Here is a 16,712-nt window from a genome sequence, read left to right as displayed (position 1 = left end):
AAAATTGATTTCAAAGAATACCATAGACACCGTTTTTGAAACCGCCCGCGTAGAGGAGGTAATAGGCGATTTTATAACTTTAAAACGCTCGGGGACGAATATGAAAGGCCTTAGCCCGTTCAGTAACGAGAAGTCGCCTTCGTTTATGGTATCGCCCGTAAAGCAGATATGGAAGGATTTTAGTTCCGGAAAAGGGGGGAATGCAGTTGCTTTTGTAATGGAGCATGAGAAAATGAGCTACCCGGAGGCCATTCGTTACCTTGCACGCAAGTATAACATTGAGATAGAAGAAACCGAGCAAAGCGACGAACAAAAAGAGCAGGCCAATGAAAAAGAAAGCATGTACCTGGTGGCGGAATATGCCCAAAAATACTTCCAGAATACATTGCTTAACACAGATGAAGGGCAGTCAGTAGGGTACAGCTACTTTAAAGAGCGCGGCTTTACGGGCGATACCATAAAAAAATGGGGCCTTGGCTACTCTCCGGAAAAATGGGATGCCTTTAGCGAAGATGCCCTGGGCAAAGCCTATAAGCTGGAATACCTTGAAAAGGTAGGCTTTACGATAGTGCGTGAAGACGGAAGGCTCGCCGACAGGTTTCGCGGGCGGGTTATGTTCCCCATACACAGTATGAGCGGCAGGGTGCTTGGGTTTGGCGGCCGCATACTGGGCAACGATAAAAAAGTAGCCAAGTACCTCAATTCACCCGAAAGCGATATTTACCATAAGAGCAAGGTACTTTATGGTATCTTCCATGCCAAGCAGTCGATAGCCAAATTAGATAACTGTTACCTTGTAGAAGGCTATACCGACGTGATACAATTGCACCAGGCCGGGATAGAGAACGTTGTGGCATCAAGCGGGACGGCACTCACGCCCGACCAGATTCGCCTTATTAGCCGGCTTACCAGGAACATTACTGTACTTTTTGATGGCGATGCGGCGGGATTACGTGCTTCGGTGCGGGGTATCGACCTGATACTGGAGGAAGGCATGAACGTAAAGGTATGTACCTTTCCTGATGGCGATGACCCGGACAGCTTTGCCAAACGCACGCCCCATGACGAACTCAAAAACTACCTTGAAAATAATGCGAAAGACTTTATACAGTTTAAGGCATCGCTGTTGATGGATGAGGCCAAGGCCGACCCCGTTAAAAAAGCCGGGCTGATACGCGATATGGTAGGCAGTATTGCCAAGATACCCGACCGTATACAGCGTGAAGTGTATGTGCAGGAGGTGTCACGCATTATGGACATTAGCGAGCAGGTGCTGGTGAGTACGCTTGCCCAACTGGTAACCAAAGACATTGCCGAAGCCAATAAAAAAAATAGGGAAGAACGACAGGCAGAGACCATGAAGCCTGTAACTGACGAGGGTACGGCGATGCCGGACCGGGTAAACATACTCGACAGGCTGGAGCGTAAGATTATAGAAATACTGCTGCTTTATGGCGGTACCGAGCAGGATTTTGAAGATGTGTACATAAAGTATGATGAGTTTGGAAAGGAATATGAATATACAGAAAAAAAGACGTACAAGGTATACGAACGCATTTACCTGAACCTCCAGGAAGATGAAATACGGTTTACTAATCCGTTGTTTCGCGACCTTTATAAGTCGATTATCGATTATTATGTAGCACACCCTATAATGGTGGTAGATGAGTTTTTAAACACCCTGGCGCCCGAACTACAGCCCGAAGCCGCCGATATTTTTATGCAGGACGAGCGCTACCACTTGCACGAGTGGGAAGAGAAAAAGCAGATTCCCGTTAAAAATAAAGACCAGAGCGTTAGTGCCTACGCTACTGAGCATATAATCGACCTGCGGTGGCTACTGCTGGGCCGCCTTATACAGGACCTTAAAATGCAGGTAAGCCCCGAGGCCGATAATATGGATATACTGATAAACGTAAACGACTACAATACATTGGTTAATTACCTTTCCCGTAAAATAAGCAGGCTGCGCAGTACATTTTATTAGTGAAATTTCAGGTTTTAATTCCGCTGGGGTAGGGGAATACTACCTTAACAAGGATGTTATTGTAAAATTGGCGTAAAGAGAGGCTAGTTTAAAATGCTTACCTTTGCGGCTTAATACTGCTGAGCCATGAAAATAAATACTGCCGAGTTTGTTGTTAGCAATTCTGAAGTAGCCAAGTGCCCTAACGAACCGTTGCCGGAATATGCCTTTATAGGCCGTAGTAATGTGGGCAAGTCTTCGCTTATAAACATGCTTACTAACCGCAACAGCCTGGCTAAAACATCGGGACGTCCGGGTAAAACACAGCTTATAAACCATTTTAAGATAAATGAAAACTGGTACCTTGTAGATTTACCGGGATATGGCTACGCACGCGTATCTAAATCAACCAAAGAGGTTTTCCAGAAATTTATAACCGACTATTTTGAACGCCGCGAGCAGTTGGTGTGTGCCTTTGTACTGGTAGACATCCGCCATGAGGCACAAAAGATAGACCTTGAGTTCATTAACTACCTGGGCGAGGCGGAAGTGCCGTTTTGTATCATATTTACCAAAGCCGATAAAATTAGCAAAGGCAAGGCACAGCAGCACATAGCCGCCTACCAGAAAAAGGTAATAGAAAACGGCTGGGAAGAAATGCCCCAGCATTTTGTAACCTCATCTACCGAGGCTACAGGTCGTGACGAGGTACTTGCCTTTATAGAAGAGGTAAACGACGGTATTTTTAAGAACCAGGGTTTCATTTAATAAAACCTCACATATAACATATAAAAAATGCTCAACTTAAAACTGAGCTTTTTAGGCTATAAACTTTTCCTCATAACATAGTTGGTAAATTCCTGCCCGTTGTAGGTTACCTTTTGCGGAGCCACTACCAGATATCCTTTACTTATAAAAAATGAATACGCCGTTATGGAAACGTGTACTTCAATAGATTTTATATCTTTTTGGACAGCATGCTCTTCAATTGCAGCAACAATTTTTGAAGCCACACCCTGGCCCTGAAAATCCTTATGCACAAACAGGTGGTCAAAATACCCGTTTTCATGAATATCGCCAAAGCCGCACAATACCCCATCCTTTTCGGTAACGACCGTAAAATGATTTAGCAAGTTTTGGCACCAGCGGGCATTGTCTATTGTTCCGGGGGCCCAGGCATCTAATTGCGCTTTAGTGTAATCTTTTGCATTTACCGTATGTATGGTATCCCTGAAAAGGCGTACTACCGCATCAATATCTTCGGCCCTGAAATTCCGGATTGTAAAATCATCAGTCACAAAAATTTACTTCTTTATCTCCAGCTTTTCTGCAAAGTAATCGCAGAAATCCTTCATGGTATCGGTCATTTTTTCATCGCCGGTGGCGCGGTTAAAGGTGTCTGCCATGCTTACCAGCGTCTGGTGAAAAAACACCTTCATTTCGTCTACGGGCATATCTTTTGTCCACAGGTCTATACGCATGCTTTCCTGTTTCGCGCTGTCCCACACGCTAAGCATAAGCGCTTTGCTGGGTTCGTTTACCACACCACCGTCGCGGGCGGTCCAGCTAAGGGTTTCGGGTACGCGGTTAGCATCAAGCTCAACCAGTATGTTTATTTCAGACTTTATTGTATCGTTAGCCATTACTTTGCGGGTTTGTATTTAGAATTATCAAAAATAACCTTGGCATCGGTAGCCAGCAGTTGCTGCAAAGTTACATCTTTATTGTTTTCCATATAGGCCCTTACTATTTGCCAGCCCAGCCACTGGCCCAGCCTGCCAGGGCTCTCATTGTCAAAACCTAAGTAAAATTTACTAAACGGCGCGGGGTTTATAAAGCGGTTGGGCAGTTTAGGGTCGCTGTCAAAAAACAGCTTATCCTCAACAAAAAAGCGCCACATTTCGGCCTCATTTTTTTTAGCCCATTGCAGCTGTTCTGCAGTATAGCCTATCTTATCGTTATCGGGCGTGTCCGGCAGGAACATATCCTTCATATAAAGTTCCTTGCCGTAAATTATCATAAACGAAAGCAGTGTATTGTCTTTCCTGGGTGGTATGGCCTGCTGCGCAAACGCCGAAACAATATCAGGCATGAGTAGCTGCGGCTCAAATTCGGCCCTTAAGTATACCGGAAAATCTACATAATAGCGGTGTTCTTTGCCCAGATACAGGTCCAGCGAAAGCAACAGCAGCGAATCGGTATAAATAACCCGGTTCTGGTAGTCCATCTCGCTTATAAGTGTTACCACCTTAGGCTGTGGTGCCTGTGGGTAAAAATATTTTATATGCCGGTACAGTGCTGCAATATCATCCTTAAGCTTATCACTGCCCGGCGGAAACTGTTTATTTACCTCGCCGTGCAGTTCCTGTAATAGTGGGTTTTTAATCTTATTTTCATAAATGCTGTCCTCGGCACGCGGGTCAAACATATAGGGGTACTCTGCTTTAAGCGCGGGTATGTCTGTAGGCTTTGCGTCATAAAACACGTCGTCAAAGCGGGTTACCTCAACCTTGTCCACTTTTACTTCAGCCACTTTATCTTCCACTTCGGCGTTTTTACCTTCTTCCTTACATGAAAAGAATAAGGGGGCAGCCAGCAGTAGCAGTATATATTTTCTCATTTTAGTTTTTTATTGCAATGATGTTTAAACAGTATTCTTTAATTTTATGGCAAATATAGCACAACCATTAATTTATTTTGACATGGATATACATTCCAAATTTCAGGCACAGGCCATAAACGACTATATTGTGGGCTGGCTGCGCGATTATGCAGGTAACGCAAAAGCAAAAGGATTTGTTGTAGGCATATCAGGCGGTATAGACTCTGCCCTTACCTCAACCCTTTGCGCGCAAACGGGCCTGCCGGTGCTTTGCCTTGAAATGCCCATACACCAGCACGAGAGCCACGTGAGCCGTGCCAAAGAGCATATTAACTGGCTCAAGGCACAATACAGCAATGCAGCATCGGCTGAGGTAGACCTTACCAGCACGTTTGTACATTTTACCGGGCAGGTGCCGCAGGCGGCCACGCAGGCACTTACTGACCATACCCTGGCCAATACCCGCTCACGCCTGCGTATGATAGCCTTATACTATTATGGCGGTATTAACGGCTATCTTGTAGCAGGTACCGGAAATAAGGTGGAGGATTTTGGTGTAGGTTTTTATACCAAATATGGCGACGGTGGGGTAGATATAAGCCCGATAGCCGATCTTACAAAAACAGAAGTGCGCATACTGGCCCGGCACCTGGGCATAACCAATTCTATATTGGTGGCCAAGCCTTCCGATGGGCTTTTTGGCGATGACCGAAGCGATGAAGACCAGATAGGCGCAAGTTATGAAGAACTTGAATGGGCTATGCAGCAGGCAGAATTTGGTAAAACGACCAATGATTTTGAGGGACGTGAAAAAGAGGTGTTTGATATCTACAAAAGGTTTAATACAAATAACCAGCATAAAATGCAACCCATACCCATTTGTACAATTCCCTTAAATTTGACATAAAATTCTTTCATTCACAATACTTTAAGAAACTAATGGTTAACTTTACTACTATATAAACCACAAAAATATAGTGTTATGATCAAATTATGCCTGGCGGATAACCATCCTGTGGTGCATTATGGGATGAAGTCGTTTTTTGGCGACAATCCACAGATAAGTTTTGTGGGTGTGGTAAACAATTTAGAGAGCCTCCTTGATGTATTGAGTAAAAAAGCCGCTGATGTGGCTGTAGTAGACCTTGAGTTGGAGGGACTTACCAGTATAAGCAGTGTAAAAAGCCTGATTAAGGATTTTCCTGAAACCAAAGTTGTTATTTTTACCAACCTGGCAGAGCAAATTTATGCACCTAACGCGCTTAAAGCGGGAGTATCGGCCTATGTGCACAAAAGCGCCAAAATGGAAGAACTGGAAAGTGCAATTAAAAAAGTGAACGATGGCGAAATTGTATTTAGCGATGCCGTTAAAAAGAACCTTGCCCTACTAAACAAAGGTAAAAAGAGCGAACGCCTGTACCGCAAGCTTTCATCACGCGAAATTGAGGTACTGCGCTACCTGAGCGAGGGCAAAAAAAACAAAGAAATCGCCCTGCTGCTCGACCTTAACGAAAAAACCATTAGTACCTACAAGCTGCGCCTGCTTACAAAGCTGCACGTAACTAATCTGGTAGACCTCGTAAATAAGGCAAAGACCCTCGATATTGTTTAAGTTAAAAACCACAAAGCTAAGGAAACAACAAAATTACGCAATTAAGCCGAATTTTTAAGACTGGACAAAAACGCACAAGACACAGAACGCCCTTTAGGGGCGTTTTTGTTTTGCCAGTAAGTACTCATATAAGCGTGATTGGTTATATATATTGGCTCGTCAGAATTATTTCCTCCACTTTTTACCACGTGAAGCTAAATCTAAATCAAAGGCTGAAATTACTGCTTCGCCAGTCCCGTCTTTAAAAGCCACTCGTGCATCAGTCGGTTAAACTCATCCGGGTGTTCCATCATTGCGGCATGCCCACACTTGTCTATCCAGTACAATGTGCTGTTTGGTAATAGCTTGTGGAACTCTTCCGCCACATGCGGCGGTGTTACACCATCCTGTTTGCCCCATATAATCCCGGTGGGTACGTGCATTTTAGGCAGGTCCTTTGCCATATTATGCCTTATGGCACTCTTCGCTATGGTAAGTGTTTTTATCAGTTTTATGCGGTCGTTTGCCATGGCATACACATCATCAACTATTTCCTCTGTAGCTATGGCTGGGTCGTAAAACACATCGCCGGCTTTCTTTCTTATATACTCGCGATCGCCTCGGCGCGGGTAACTATCGCCCATGGCGCTTTCATAAAGGCCGCTACTACCTGTTATTATAAGCCCTAGCATTTTTTCGGGGTACATTTTGGTGTGGTAAAGGGCTATGTGCCCGCCCAGTGAGTTGCCCAGTAGTATTACACGGTCAAAGCCTTTATAGGTAATAAAGTCCTTAACCCAGCGGGCAAAGGCTTTTACATTGGTTTTAAGCAGGCTTTGCGTATATATGGGCAGGTGCGGAATTACCACCTTAAAACCATGCTTAGGGAAGTATTCGGCTACGCCGTCAAAGTTACTCAGGCCTCCCATAAGCCCATGCAGTATAATTATCGGGGTACCCTCACCGGCTTCATAATAGTGGTATTTGCCCTCGTCGTGATTGTTTTCCATATCAGGATGTAAATCGGTTTAAAACGGTACAAATATAGGGGTATTATCATTTACAACAGTTTTTGCTGTGTATTATTTGGCTTAAAATTGAGGTTTCAGTCCTTGCTAATTTTAGCGCCCTGCTGTAGTCTGAATGTTAAATTACCTATAAAATTGTACAGTGGTTGTTACTACTTCGCTGCTGTCTAATTTGCAAAGCGTCTTAAAAATTATTACAGAATTTATCATTAAATCGCCAGTTCATCGGCTATAGCTGCATTTTGTCTAAACCTATAACAAATATTTAAGAATACTTAAAAACTTCCCGGTGGTAACACTGTGGTAAAACTTATTAACAATGTGGTAGTAAGTGGGAAATTATGGTAAAATTATTTTATATTTGCTTTTAAATGAACTCAATCCTAACTGCTTGAATACCATTATAGGAACATATGAATGTAAGGCTGATAACAAAGGAAGGCTAATGCTGCCTGCTCCTTTGAAGAAGCAATTGCATGAAGGTTTGGGTGAAGGTTTTGTATTGAAACGCTCGGTTTTTCAGCAATGTTTAGAGTTGTACCCGATGGCGGAATGGAATAAGGTAATGCAGAAAATGAACAAGCTTAACCGCTTTGTTAAAAAAAATAATGACTTTATCAGGGCATTTACCGCAGGAGTCAGGGTGCTGGAAATGGACGCTGCCGGAAGGCTGCTGATACCGAAAGACCTTACCGTGTTTGCGGGTATTACAAGCGAAGTGGTATTGTCATCTGCAATTAATATTGTTGAGATTTGGGACAAAGACCGCTACGAGGCTTCGATAAGTGTTTCGGATGAAGATTTTGCGAACCTGGCGGAAGATGTAATGGGTAATATAACCGATGACGAAGATGGAATATCATAACCCCGTGTTGCTTAAGGAGACGGTAGACGGACTTAATATAAAGCCTGATGGGGTTTATGTGGATGTAACTTTTGGCGGAGGCGGCCATTCCCGCGAAATCATGAAACGGCTGGGGCCTGATGGCAGGCTATTCGGTTTTGACCAGGATGAGGATGCCCAGGCAAATGTAATAGACGACGCGCGTTTTGTGCTGATACCTGAAAATTTCAGGTTTATAAAAAGGTACCTCAGGTTCTATAATGTAAAAGAAGTGGATGGAATACTGGCTGACCTGGGGGTGTCGTCGCACCAGTTTGATGTGGCAGAGCGCGGGTTCAGTACACGATTTGATTCCGGGCTAGACATGAGGATGAGTAAAAAAAATGAGCTTGACGCTTTTAAGGTAGTAAACGAATATGAGGAGGCGGCCTTAAAAAAAATGTTCTTTGAATACGGCGATTTGCGCAATGCGGCAGCGCTGGCTTCCGCAATTGTAACGGCAAGGGCTACTGCGCCGATTAACAACACGGGTGACCTTAAAAACATGCTTTCACGGTTTTTGCCGGCACACAGGAGTAATAAGATACTGGCCCAGATTTACCAGGCCATACGCATAGAGGTTAACAGGGAGATGGATGTGCTGCGCGATTTTTTAGAGCAGTCGCTGGAGATACTAAGGCCCGGCGGCAGGCTTAGCGTAATAAGCTACCATTCGCTGGAAGACAGGCTGGTAAAGCGCTACATGCGCAACGGCATGTTTGAAGGTGAGCCGGAGCGCGATTTCTTCGGGAATTTTGAAGTGCCTTTTAAAAGTATTGAAAAGCTGATTATCCCTTCGGATGAGGAGATTAAGATAAACAACAGGGCCCGCAGCGCAAAGCTGAGGGTGGCAGAAAAGAAATAAGTAATGAAAGGCGGAGTATACAGTTTACTAAAAGCAAAATACCTGGTAGACCATGGGTCTGTCAGGAACTGGCGCTTTATAGTATTCCTGATACTTATGGCAATGCTGATGATAGCCAACTCGCACAACTATGAGCAAAAGCTCTACCGCATGAGCGCGCTGGAAACCGAAATTAAAGAGCTGCGCGCCGAGTTTGTAGACAAGCGCAGTGAGCTGATGAAGTTAAAAATGGAGAGTACAGTGGCGGCAAAAATGGAGAGCCGGGGCATATACCCCTCGCCTGTACCGCCAAAAAAAATAGTAGTACAGGAGCCTAAGGATAAAAATTTTTGGGAAAAGCTATGGGACTAGAAGACAAAAACATCTCGTTCAGGATTTACATAGTAGCCTTCACAATTTTTGTGATGGCTGTCCTTATATCTGTTAAGCTTGCTAATATACAGTGGGTAGACGGCGACTATTACCGAAAGCTGGCGCTGGAGCGCACGGTTAAAAATTTTACCATACCGGCAAACCGGGGCAATGTGTATAGTGCGGACGGCAGCCTGCTGGCTACGTCTATACCGCACTACACCATCCGTTTTGACGCGCTGGCGCCTAAAAAAGAAGATTTTAATAAAAACCTTGAAGGCTTGTGTGATTCGCTTTCAGTAATGTTTGGTAAGCCGAAAGAAGATTATTACAAAATGTTCCGCCGCGCGGTTACTAATAAAAACAGGTATATGCAGGTGGCTAAAGGGCTTAGCTACAGCGAAATGATGCGTATTAAAACCTTCCCGTTATTTAAGATGGGTGCCTACAAAGGTGGCATCATTACGGAGCAAAAGATAGTGCGGCAGCACCCCATAGGCAAGATAGCCGAGCGTACTGTAGGCTATGAGCGTGTAGATTTTGACGGGCAGATGCTGTATGTGGGTATTGAGGGCGCCTATGCCGATTACCTTAAAGGTAAGGATGGCCGCCACATGATGCAAAAAATAGCAAAAGGCCAATGGAGGCCCATAAGCGATATTAACGAAGTAGAACCGGTAGACGGGCTTGATGTGGTAAGCAGCATAGATGTGTATATACAGGATATTGCACACCACGCCCTGCTGAAGCAGCTGGAATATTATGAGGCAGACCACGGCTGCGTGGTGGTGATGGAAACCAAGACCGGCTATGTAAAGGCCATAAGCAACCTGGGCCGAGCGGCAGACAGCACCTATTATGAAACCATAAACTATGCTGTTGGCGAAAGCCAGGAGCCGGGTTCAACCTTTAAACTTGCCGGGCTTGTGGCGTTGCTGGAAGACGGCCGGGTAGATACAAGCAATGTATATGACAGCCATGGTGGCGACATTACCATTCACGGTCGCCACGTGCGCGACTCGCATAAGGGCGGATATGGCAAGGTGTCGCTGGCAAGGGGCTTTGAGCTTTCCAGCAATACGGTCCTGGTGCAGGCGGTATATGAAACGTTTAAGGATGATCCTAAGCAATTCGTAAAGCGCCTTAACGGCTTTGGGCTTAACAAAAGGTTGGGTGTTAGCCTAAAGGGTGAGGGTAAGCCATGGATTCCGCAACCGGAAGATAAATCGTGGTCGCGTGTGTCGCTGCCCTGGATGGGTTTTGGCTACGGCCTTAAACTTACGCCACTGCAAACGCTGGCATTTTATAACGGTATTGCCAATAATGGCGAAATGGTACGCCCGCTGTTTGTACAGGAAATCAAAGCCTGGGACAAGAGCGTTAAGAAATTTGATAAAGAAGTTATAAATCCTAAGCTGTGCAGCCAGGAAACGATAGACAAGGTTAAGGCTGTTATGGAAAATGTGGTAAAGCGCGGTACAGGCTCTAAGCTGTATTCGCCCAACTTTAGCATGGCTGGCAAAACCGGTACGGCACAGGTTAACTACGGTAAAGGCGGCAAGACTAACGGCAGTATGTACTACTCGTCATCATTCGTGGGCTATTTTCCCGCCGATGAGCCGCAGTACAGCTGCATTGTAGTAATACACAAACCCCATGTTGCTAAAGGGTACTTTGGTGCTGACGTATCCGGGCCGGTATTCCGCAGGATAGCGCAGAAAATATTTACCGACGTGCCTTCTACCAATAAGGTAAAGCAGCTTGATAAGGATATTAAAAAACAGGAGCAATTGTACGCTTCGTACTATGATAAGCAAAATAAAGCCAAAAAAGGGGTTCCCAATACGGTAGGCATGCCGGGCATGGATGCTGTAGCGCTACTGGGCAATATGGGCTTCAAAGTAGAAGTGATAGGCGTTGGGAAAGTAAAAAAACAGTCGCTTACACCGGGTGGTGCATTTAGTAAGAACCAGAAAATAATACTCAAATTATCGTGATGCTGTTACGCGACATATTATATAAGGTAGCCATTGAGCAGGTAAAAGGCCCAACGGATATCCCTGTGGCAAAGGTGGAGTTCGATTCGCGTAAGATAGGGGCTGGCGATGCTTTTGTTGCTATAAAAGGCACGCTGAGCGACGGGCACGAATATATACAAAAGGCAATAAGCCTGGGCGCTACCACCATAGTGTGCGAAGCATTACAGGACAACGAGGCAGATGGCGTAACCTATGTAGTAGTAAAAAGCGCCCATGCCGCGCTGGCTTTTATGGCAGCTAATTATTATGGTAACCCTTCGCAAAACCTTAAGCTGGTAGGTGTAACCGGTACTAACGGCAAAACAACTATTGCAACCTTATTGTACCAGTTGTTTAAAAATGCAGGCTTTAAGACCGGCTTATTGAGTACAGTAAAGGTAATGGTTGACGAAAAAGAATATCCGGCAACACATACCACGCCCGACTCGCTGAGCATTAACCGCTATTTGCAGGAAATGACAGAAGTAGGCTGCGAGTATTGCTTTATGGAGGTAAGTTCGCACGGCATACACCAGCACCGTACAGACGGTTTGCTGTTTGCCGGGGGCATATTTACAAACCTGAGCCACGACCACCTGGATTACCACAACAGCTTTGCGGAATACCGTGATGTAAAAAAGAAGTTCTTTGATAATCTGCCTAAAGCGTCTTTTGCCTTAGTGAATGTTGACGACAAGAATGGCATTATAATGCTGCAGAATACCGCAGCGAAAAAGCTTACCTATGCGCTAAAAACGTATGCTGACTATAAAGCCCAGATTCTGGAAAACCAACTTAGTGGCTTGCTGCTTAAGATAAACGGCGAAGAGGTTTGGGTAAAACTGATAGGTACGTTTAATGCCTATAACCTGCTTGCTATTTATGCCACGGCGGTTAACCTTGGCCTTGAGGAGCGTGAGGTACTACGCCTTATGAGCCAGCTGGAAAGTGTAAGCGGCAGGTTCCAGTTCATTGTGTCGCCTAATAATATTACGGCCATTGTAGACTATGCCCATACGCCAGACGCGCTTGAGAATGTAATTAGCACAATAGAGAATATACGCACACGCAACGAGCAGCTTATAACGGTTGTAGGCTGCGGCGGCGACAGGGACAGGACCAAGCGCCCCGTTATGGCACACATAGCCAGCAACATGAGCGACCGGGCCATATTTACCAGCGATAACCCGCGCAGCGAGGTACCCGAAGAGATTATTGAAGATATGGAAAAGGGCGTAGAACCCCAGAATTATAAAAAAACGGTTGCGGTTATAGACCGTAGGCAGGCCATAAAGATAGCCTGCCAGCTGGCCCGGCCCAACGATATTATACTCATAGCCGGCAAAGGCCATGAAACTTACCAGGAGATAAAAGGAGTGAAGTATGATTTTGATGATATGGAAGTGGTAAAGGAAATGTTAACCCAACTAAACAAATAGCGGAAAATATGCTGTATTACTTATTTCAGTATTTAGACAGGCATTGGGACCTGCCCGGTGCGGGGGCATTCCAGTATATTACGTTCCGCTCCGGGTTAGCGGTAATACTCTCGCTGCTGCTATCTACCATTTTTGGTAAACGCATCATCAACTTCCTGCGCCGGCAGCAAATAGGCGAAACCGTGCGCGACCTGGGCCTTGAAGGCCAAACGCAAAAAGCAGGTACGCCCACAATGGGGGGGCTTATCATTATTTTCTCTACACTGGTTCCGGTGCTGCTATTGGCCCGATTGGACAATGTGTATGTAATGCTGCTTGTGGTAACTACCCTTTGGATGGGTACTATAGGTTTTATAGACGATTATTTAAAGATTAATAAAAAAGATAAAGAAGGCCTTAAAGGCAAGTTTAAGGTAGTAGGCCAGGTAGGGCTGGGGCTTATAGTAGGATATGTGTTGTATTTTCACCCGGCAGTAACCATACGTACCGATACCTCAAGGGTAGATATTTTCCAGGAAGGGCGTACTGTGGTTTCGCAGGCACCCAAAGAAGAGAAATCTACAGCTACCACCATTCCGTTCTTTAAAAATAATGAATTAGACTATGCAGAAGTGCTGGCCTTTATGGGTGGCGATTATACTAAGTGGGCCTGGATCATTTTTATACCGGTAGTGATTTTTATTATCACGGCAGTATCGAACGGTGCCAACCTTACCGATGGTATAGACGGGCTTGCGGCAGGCACCAGCGCCATAGCGGTGCTCGCGCTGGGTATATTTGCTTTTGTGTCGGGTAATATCATTTTCAGTAATTACCTGAACATAATGTACATCCCTAACTCCGGCGAAATGACGGTGTATATTGCGGCATTTGTGGGGGCGCTCATTGGTTTCCTTTGGTACAATACCTACCCGGCATCGGTATTTATGGGTGATACGGGCAGCCTTACCATAGGCGGTATCATTGCCGTACTGGCCCTGGCGGTACGAAAGGAGTTATTGATACCCGTGCTGTGCGGTATCTTCCTTGCAGAAAACCTTTCCGTGGTATTGCAGGTAAGCTACTTTAAGTACACTAAGAAGAAGTTTGGCGAAGGCCGAAGGATATTCCTGATGTCGCCGCTGCACCACCACTACCAGAAAAAAGGCTACCACGAGAGTAAAATCGTAGCGCGCTTCTGGATTGTAGGCATACTACTGGCCATATTCTCATTAGTATCACTAAAACTACGATAGTTATGAGGCTTGTGGTATTAGGAGGCGGAGAAAGCGGTGTGGGTACTGCCATATTGGGGAAAAAGAAAGGGTACGAGGTATTTGTTTCTGATTTCGGGAAGATAAAAAGTAATTATAAAGAAGTTCTTGCACTTAATAAGCTCGAATGGGAAGAGGAGCAGCATACAGAGGCGCTGATACTAAATGCTGATGTAGTGATGAAAAGCCCCGGTATACCGGATAAGGCGCCGATAGTAAAAAAGCTGAAGGCAGCAGGCATCCAGGTGATATCTGAAATAGAGTTTGCCAACCCGTTTAACGAAGTGGAGACGATAGGCATAACGGGTAGCAACGGTAAAACCACAACCACCATGCTTATCCACCACCTGTTGAAACAAGGTGGGTTGAATGTAGGGCTGGCGGGCAATATAGGAAAAAGCTTTGCCTGGCAGGTTGCCGAGAATAAGCGCGAAGGCTATGTACTTGAGCTTAGCAGTTTCCAGCTTGACGGGATAAGGGAGTACCGCCCGCACATAGCGGTAATAACCAATATAACCCCTGACCACCTGGACAGGTATGATTATAAGTATGAATTGTATATCGAAGCCAAGTTCAGGATAACAATGAACCAGACCAAACACGATTACCTAGTGTATGACGCAGATGATGAAACCATAAATGAGTGGCTTGGTAAAAATAAAGTGAAAGCGCAGTTAATTCCCTTCTCGCTTTCAGGGAAAAATAAAAAAGGGGTATATGTACAAAACAATAACATTGTAAGCAAATTAAAGAAACACGAATTTATCATGCCAATAAACGAACTATCGCTGGAAGGAAAGCACAATGTTAAGAATGCGATGGCGGCCATAAGCGTTGCACAGCTTAAAAACATACGTAAGAAGACGATAATGGAGAGCCTTTCTAATTTTCAGGGTGTAGAGCACAGGCTTGAGAAGGTATTAAAAATACAGGGCGTAGAATATATAAACGACAGTAAAGCCACTAACATAAACTCGGTCCATTATGCATTAGATACCATGAGCGCCCCTACCATATTAATATTGGGTGGTGTAGATAAAGGCAATGACTATAACGAAATTATGGGCCTTGTAAACGAAAAGGTAAAGGCTATTGTATGCCTGGGTTTAGACAACCGGAAAATAATAAACGCGTTTAGCAATGTGGTAGATGTAATTGCAGAAACCACAAGTATGGCCGAAGCGGTAAAAATGGCACAAAGGATGGCCGAAAAGGGCGATGTTGTACTCCTTTCTCCGGCGTGTGCAAGCTTTGATTTGTTTGAGAGCTATGAAGACCGTGGCAGGCAGTTTAAACAGGCCGTGCAAAATTTGTAACACTGTAGAGACACATTGCATCTCTACAGCATGAAAAATAGATAGAAAATGAAAGAATTAATCACTAACCTTAAAGGGGATAAAGGCATTTGGGCATTTGTAATGCTGCTGGCCCTTATATCGTTCATGCCGGTTTTCAGCGCGAGCTCGCAGCTTGTGTATGTAATCGGCAAGGGCTCTACCATTGGCTACCTGGTTAAGCACCTCGTTCATATTTTTATCGGCTTTGGCCTAATTTATATGGTACATCGAGTGCCTTACCACTATTACAGGGCGCTTTCGCAGGTGCTGTTGCCCGTAGTGGGTTTGCTGCTGGTGTACACGTTTTTCCAGGGTACGGTAATAGACGGCGCTAATGCCAGCCGCTGGATAAAAGTGCCTTTTATAGGCGTTACGTTCCAGACCTCGGCGCTGGCCATGATCGTGCTTATGGTATATGTGGCGCGTTACCTGGCAAAGGTAGAGGGTAAAGAAGTTACGTTTAAATCGTCGTTCATTGAATTGTGGATACCTGTGTTTATTATACTGGCGCTTATACTACCGGCCAACTTTAGTACCGCAGCGCTTATCTTTAGTATGGTGGCGATGCTGGTGTTTGTAGGAGGTTATCCTATGAAGTATCTCCTAATGATAATGGGTATGGGTATTACTATGCTGCTGCTGTTTGTAATGTTTGCCAAGGCGTTTCCCGATGCGATGCCAAACCGGGTTGACACCTGGATGAGCCGCCTTGACAGCTTTTTTGACGACACGCCAAACGAAGACGATTACCAGATAGAAAAAGCCAAGATAGCCATTGCAACCGGCCAGATATACGGTTTAGGCCCCGGCAAGAGCGTACAGAAGAACTTCCTGCCGCAATCGTCGTCAGATTTTATCTTTGCTATCATAGTAGAAGAATATGGCCTGATAGGCGGGCTTGTGGTGCTGTTCCTTTACCTGATGCTGTTTTTCAGGTTCCTGGTATCAGCGCATAAGGCGAAGTCAATTTTTGGTAAGCTGCTTATTGTAGGGCTCGGTTTCCCCATCATATTCCAGGCGCTCATTAATATGGGTGTGGCTACAGAACTGCTTCCGGTAACGGGGCAAACGCTGCCGCTTATCAGTAGCGGGGGAAGTAGTATCTGGATGACGTGTATTGCCATAGGAATCATTATAAGCGTGACCAAAAAAGAAGAAGAGATAGCGCAGGAGCTAAAGGAAAAAGAAGACCGCGAAGCTGCCCTGCAACAAATTATAGACGAGCATATTTTGCGTGAAAAACAACGTGAAGAAGCCGAAGCGCTGGGGCTGGAACAACCGGCAGCCTTTTCTATAGAAGAAGCTGTAAACCCTATGCGGGCGGTGATGGGGAAATAGCGGCTTAGCCGCTTAGCTGCTAAGCTTCTTAGCAAAACAGA

16 protein-coding genes are annotated in these 16,712 nt (G+C 45.1%); 12 read left to right on the top strand and 4 right to left on the bottom strand.

From position 1 onward, the window contains the following. The first annotated feature begins 4 nt into the window (after positions 1–4). Positions 5–1,987 carry a DNA primase gene (gene dnaG / locus ACLI09_RS12610; RefSeq protein ID WP_411419981.1) on the top strand — a complete coding sequence of 661 codons (1,983 nt, stop codon included), beginning with the start codon at positions 5–7 and terminating at the stop codon, positions 1,985–1,987. Positions 1,988–2,113: 126 nt separating this feature from the next. Then, entirely contained in the window at positions 2,114–2,734 is a 621-nt protein-coding gene (gene yihA, locus ACLI09_RS12605; RefSeq protein WP_411419980.1) for a ribosome biogenesis GTP-binding protein YihA/YsxC, read from the top strand. A 56-nt stretch (positions 2,735–2,790) separates the two neighbouring features. On the opposite strand, the gene ACLI09_RS12600 is transcribed toward yihA, so the two are convergent. Genes ACLI09_RS12600 through gldB form a run of 3 tightly spaced genes read right to left on the bottom strand, consistent with a single transcriptional unit; the run spans position 2,791 to position 4,586 of the window. Next, a complete protein-coding gene (locus ACLI09_RS12600) occupies positions 2,791–3,264 on the bottom strand; it encodes a GNAT family N-acetyltransferase (RefSeq protein WP_411419979.1) in 474 nt (157 codons plus the stop codon). Positions 3,265–3,270: 6 nt separating this feature from the next. Then, positions 3,271–3,609 carry a gliding motility protein GldC gene (gene gldC, locus ACLI09_RS12595; RefSeq protein WP_411419978.1) on the bottom strand — a complete coding sequence of 113 codons (339 nt, stop codon included), beginning with the start codon at positions 3,607–3,609 and terminating at the stop codon, positions 3,271–3,273. Further along, positions 3,609–4,586, bottom strand: coding sequence for a gliding motility lipoprotein GldB (gldB, locus tag ACLI09_RS12590; protein ID WP_411419977.1), 978 nt, complete (start codon positions 4,584–4,586; stop codon positions 3,609–3,611). Before gldB ends, gldC begins: the two co-directional genes overlap by 1 nt. Before the next feature lie 82 nt (positions 4,587–4,668). Between gldB and nadE the strand changes: the two genes are divergently transcribed. Together nadE and ACLI09_RS12580 are read left to right on the top strand one after the other, a co-directional pair. Then, positions 4,669–5,475 (top strand): NAD(+) synthase, encoded by an 807-nt coding sequence (gene nadE / locus ACLI09_RS12585; RefSeq protein WP_411419976.1) that lies wholly within the window; start codon positions 4,669–4,671, stop codon positions 5,473–5,475. Positions 5,476–5,550: 75 nt separating this feature from the next. Continuing rightward, a complete protein-coding gene (locus ACLI09_RS12580) occupies positions 5,551–6,180 on the top strand; it encodes a LuxR C-terminal-related transcriptional regulator (protein ID WP_411419975.1) in 630 nt (209 codons plus the stop codon). A gap of 218 nt (positions 6,181–6,398) precedes the next feature. On the opposite strand, the gene ACLI09_RS12575 is transcribed toward ACLI09_RS12580, so the two are convergent. Beyond that, entirely contained in the window at positions 6,399–7,169 is a 771-nt protein-coding gene (locus tag ACLI09_RS12575; protein WP_411419974.1) for an alpha/beta fold hydrolase, read from the bottom strand. Between the two features lie 409 nt (positions 7,170–7,578). Between ACLI09_RS12575 and mraZ the strand changes: the two genes are divergently transcribed. From mraZ to ACLI09_RS12535, 8 genes are read left to right on the top strand one after another with little or no spacing between them, the layout of a single operon-like run. After that, entirely contained in the window at positions 7,579–8,052 is a 474-nt protein-coding gene (gene mraZ / locus ACLI09_RS12570) for a division/cell wall cluster transcriptional repressor MraZ (RefSeq protein WP_411419973.1), read from the top strand. Further along, positions 8,030–8,935 (top strand): 16S rRNA (cytosine(1402)-N(4))-methyltransferase RsmH, encoded by a 906-nt coding sequence (rsmH, locus tag ACLI09_RS12565; RefSeq protein ID WP_411419972.1) that lies wholly within the window; start codon positions 8,030–8,032, stop codon positions 8,933–8,935. The genes mraZ and rsmH overlap by 23 nt, the downstream gene beginning before the upstream one ends. A 3-nt stretch (positions 8,936–8,938) precedes the next feature. After that, positions 8,939–9,286 (top strand): FtsL-like putative cell division protein, encoded by a 348-nt coding sequence (locus ACLI09_RS12560; RefSeq protein ID WP_411419971.1) that lies wholly within the window; start codon positions 8,939–8,941, stop codon positions 9,284–9,286. Continuing rightward, complete coding sequence (locus ACLI09_RS12555; protein ID WP_411419970.1) at positions 9,277–11,283, top strand: penicillin-binding protein; 2,007 nt, start codon at positions 9,277–9,279, stop codon at positions 11,281–11,283. The genes ACLI09_RS12560 and ACLI09_RS12555 overlap by 10 nt, the downstream gene beginning before the upstream one ends. Further along, complete coding sequence (locus ACLI09_RS12550; RefSeq protein ID WP_411419969.1) at positions 11,283–12,743, top strand: UDP-N-acetylmuramoyl-L-alanyl-D-glutamate--2,6-diaminopimelate ligase; 1,461 nt, start codon at positions 11,283–11,285, stop codon at positions 12,741–12,743. Before ACLI09_RS12555 ends, ACLI09_RS12550 begins: the two co-directional genes overlap by 1 nt. 8 nt (positions 12,744–12,751) lie before the next feature. Next, positions 12,752–13,978 carry a phospho-N-acetylmuramoyl-pentapeptide-transferase gene (mraY, locus tag ACLI09_RS12545; protein WP_411419968.1) on the top strand — a complete coding sequence of 409 codons (1,227 nt, stop codon included), beginning with the start codon at positions 12,752–12,754 and terminating at the stop codon, positions 13,976–13,978. Between the two features lie 2 nt (positions 13,979–13,980). Further along, positions 13,981–15,312: a UDP-N-acetylmuramoyl-L-alanine--D-glutamate ligase gene (gene murD / locus ACLI09_RS12540; RefSeq protein ID WP_411419967.1), complete on the top strand. Its 1,332-nt coding sequence runs from the start codon at positions 13,981–13,983 to the stop codon at positions 15,310–15,312. 48 nt (positions 15,313–15,360) lie between these two features. After that, positions 15,361–16,671, top strand: coding sequence for an FtsW/RodA/SpoVE family cell cycle protein (locus ACLI09_RS12535; RefSeq protein ID WP_411419966.1), 1,311 nt, complete (start codon positions 15,361–15,363; stop codon positions 16,669–16,671). Positions 16,672–16,712: the final 41 nt, after the last annotated feature.

It is taken from the genome of Flavobacterium sp. RHBU_24 (assembly GCF_046613695.1).
In the GTDB taxonomy this organism is placed as follows: domain Bacteria; phylum Bacteroidota; class Bacteroidia; order Flavobacteriales; family Flavobacteriaceae; genus Flavobacterium.
The sequence above is the reverse complement of the archived record's forward strand: the minus strand, read 5'-3'. Positions and strand labels throughout refer to the sequence as shown.

Bases quoted from the DNA above. Each gene is read 5' to 3' on its own strand.
- rsmH (WP_411419972.1), top strand. From the start codon at position 8,030: ATGACGAAGATGGAATATCATAACCCCGTGTTGCTTAAGGAGACGGTA.
- gldC (WP_411419978.1), bottom strand. From the start codon at position 3,609: ATGGCTAACGATACAATAAAGTCTGAAATAAACATACTGGTTGAGCTT.
- mraY (WP_411419968.1), top strand. From the start codon at position 12,752: ATGCTGTATTACTTATTTCAGTATTTAGACAGGCATTGGGACCTGCCC.
- ACLI09_RS12555 (WP_411419970.1), top strand. From the start codon at position 9,277: ATGGGACTAGAAGACAAAAACATCTCGTTCAGGATTTACATAGTAGCC.
- ACLI09_RS12575 (WP_411419974.1), bottom strand. From the start codon at position 7,169: ATGGAAAACAATCACGACGAGGGCAAATACCACTATTATGAAGCCGGT.
- ACLI09_RS12535 (WP_411419966.1), top strand. From the start codon at position 15,361: ATGAAAGAATTAATCACTAACCTTAAAGGGGATAAAGGCATTTGGGCA.
- nadE (WP_411419976.1), top strand. From the start codon at position 4,669: ATGGATATACATTCCAAATTTCAGGCACAGGCCATAAACGACTATATT.
- gldB (WP_411419977.1), bottom strand. From the start codon at position 4,586: ATGAGAAAATATATACTGCTACTGCTGGCTGCCCCCTTATTCTTTTCA.
- ACLI09_RS12580 (WP_411419975.1), top strand. From the start codon at position 5,551: ATGATCAAATTATGCCTGGCGGATAACCATCCTGTGGTGCATTATGGG.
- ACLI09_RS12560 (WP_411419971.1), top strand. From the start codon at position 8,939: ATGAAAGGCGGAGTATACAGTTTACTAAAAGCAAAATACCTGGTAGAC.
- yihA (WP_411419980.1), top strand. From the start codon at position 2,114: ATGAAAATAAATACTGCCGAGTTTGTTGTTAGCAATTCTGAAGTAGCC.
- murD (WP_411419967.1), top strand. From the start codon at position 13,981: ATGAGGCTTGTGGTATTAGGAGGCGGAGAAAGCGGTGTGGGTACTGCC.
- ACLI09_RS12550 (WP_411419969.1), top strand. From the start codon at position 11,283: ATGCTGTTACGCGACATATTATATAAGGTAGCCATTGAGCAGGTAAAA.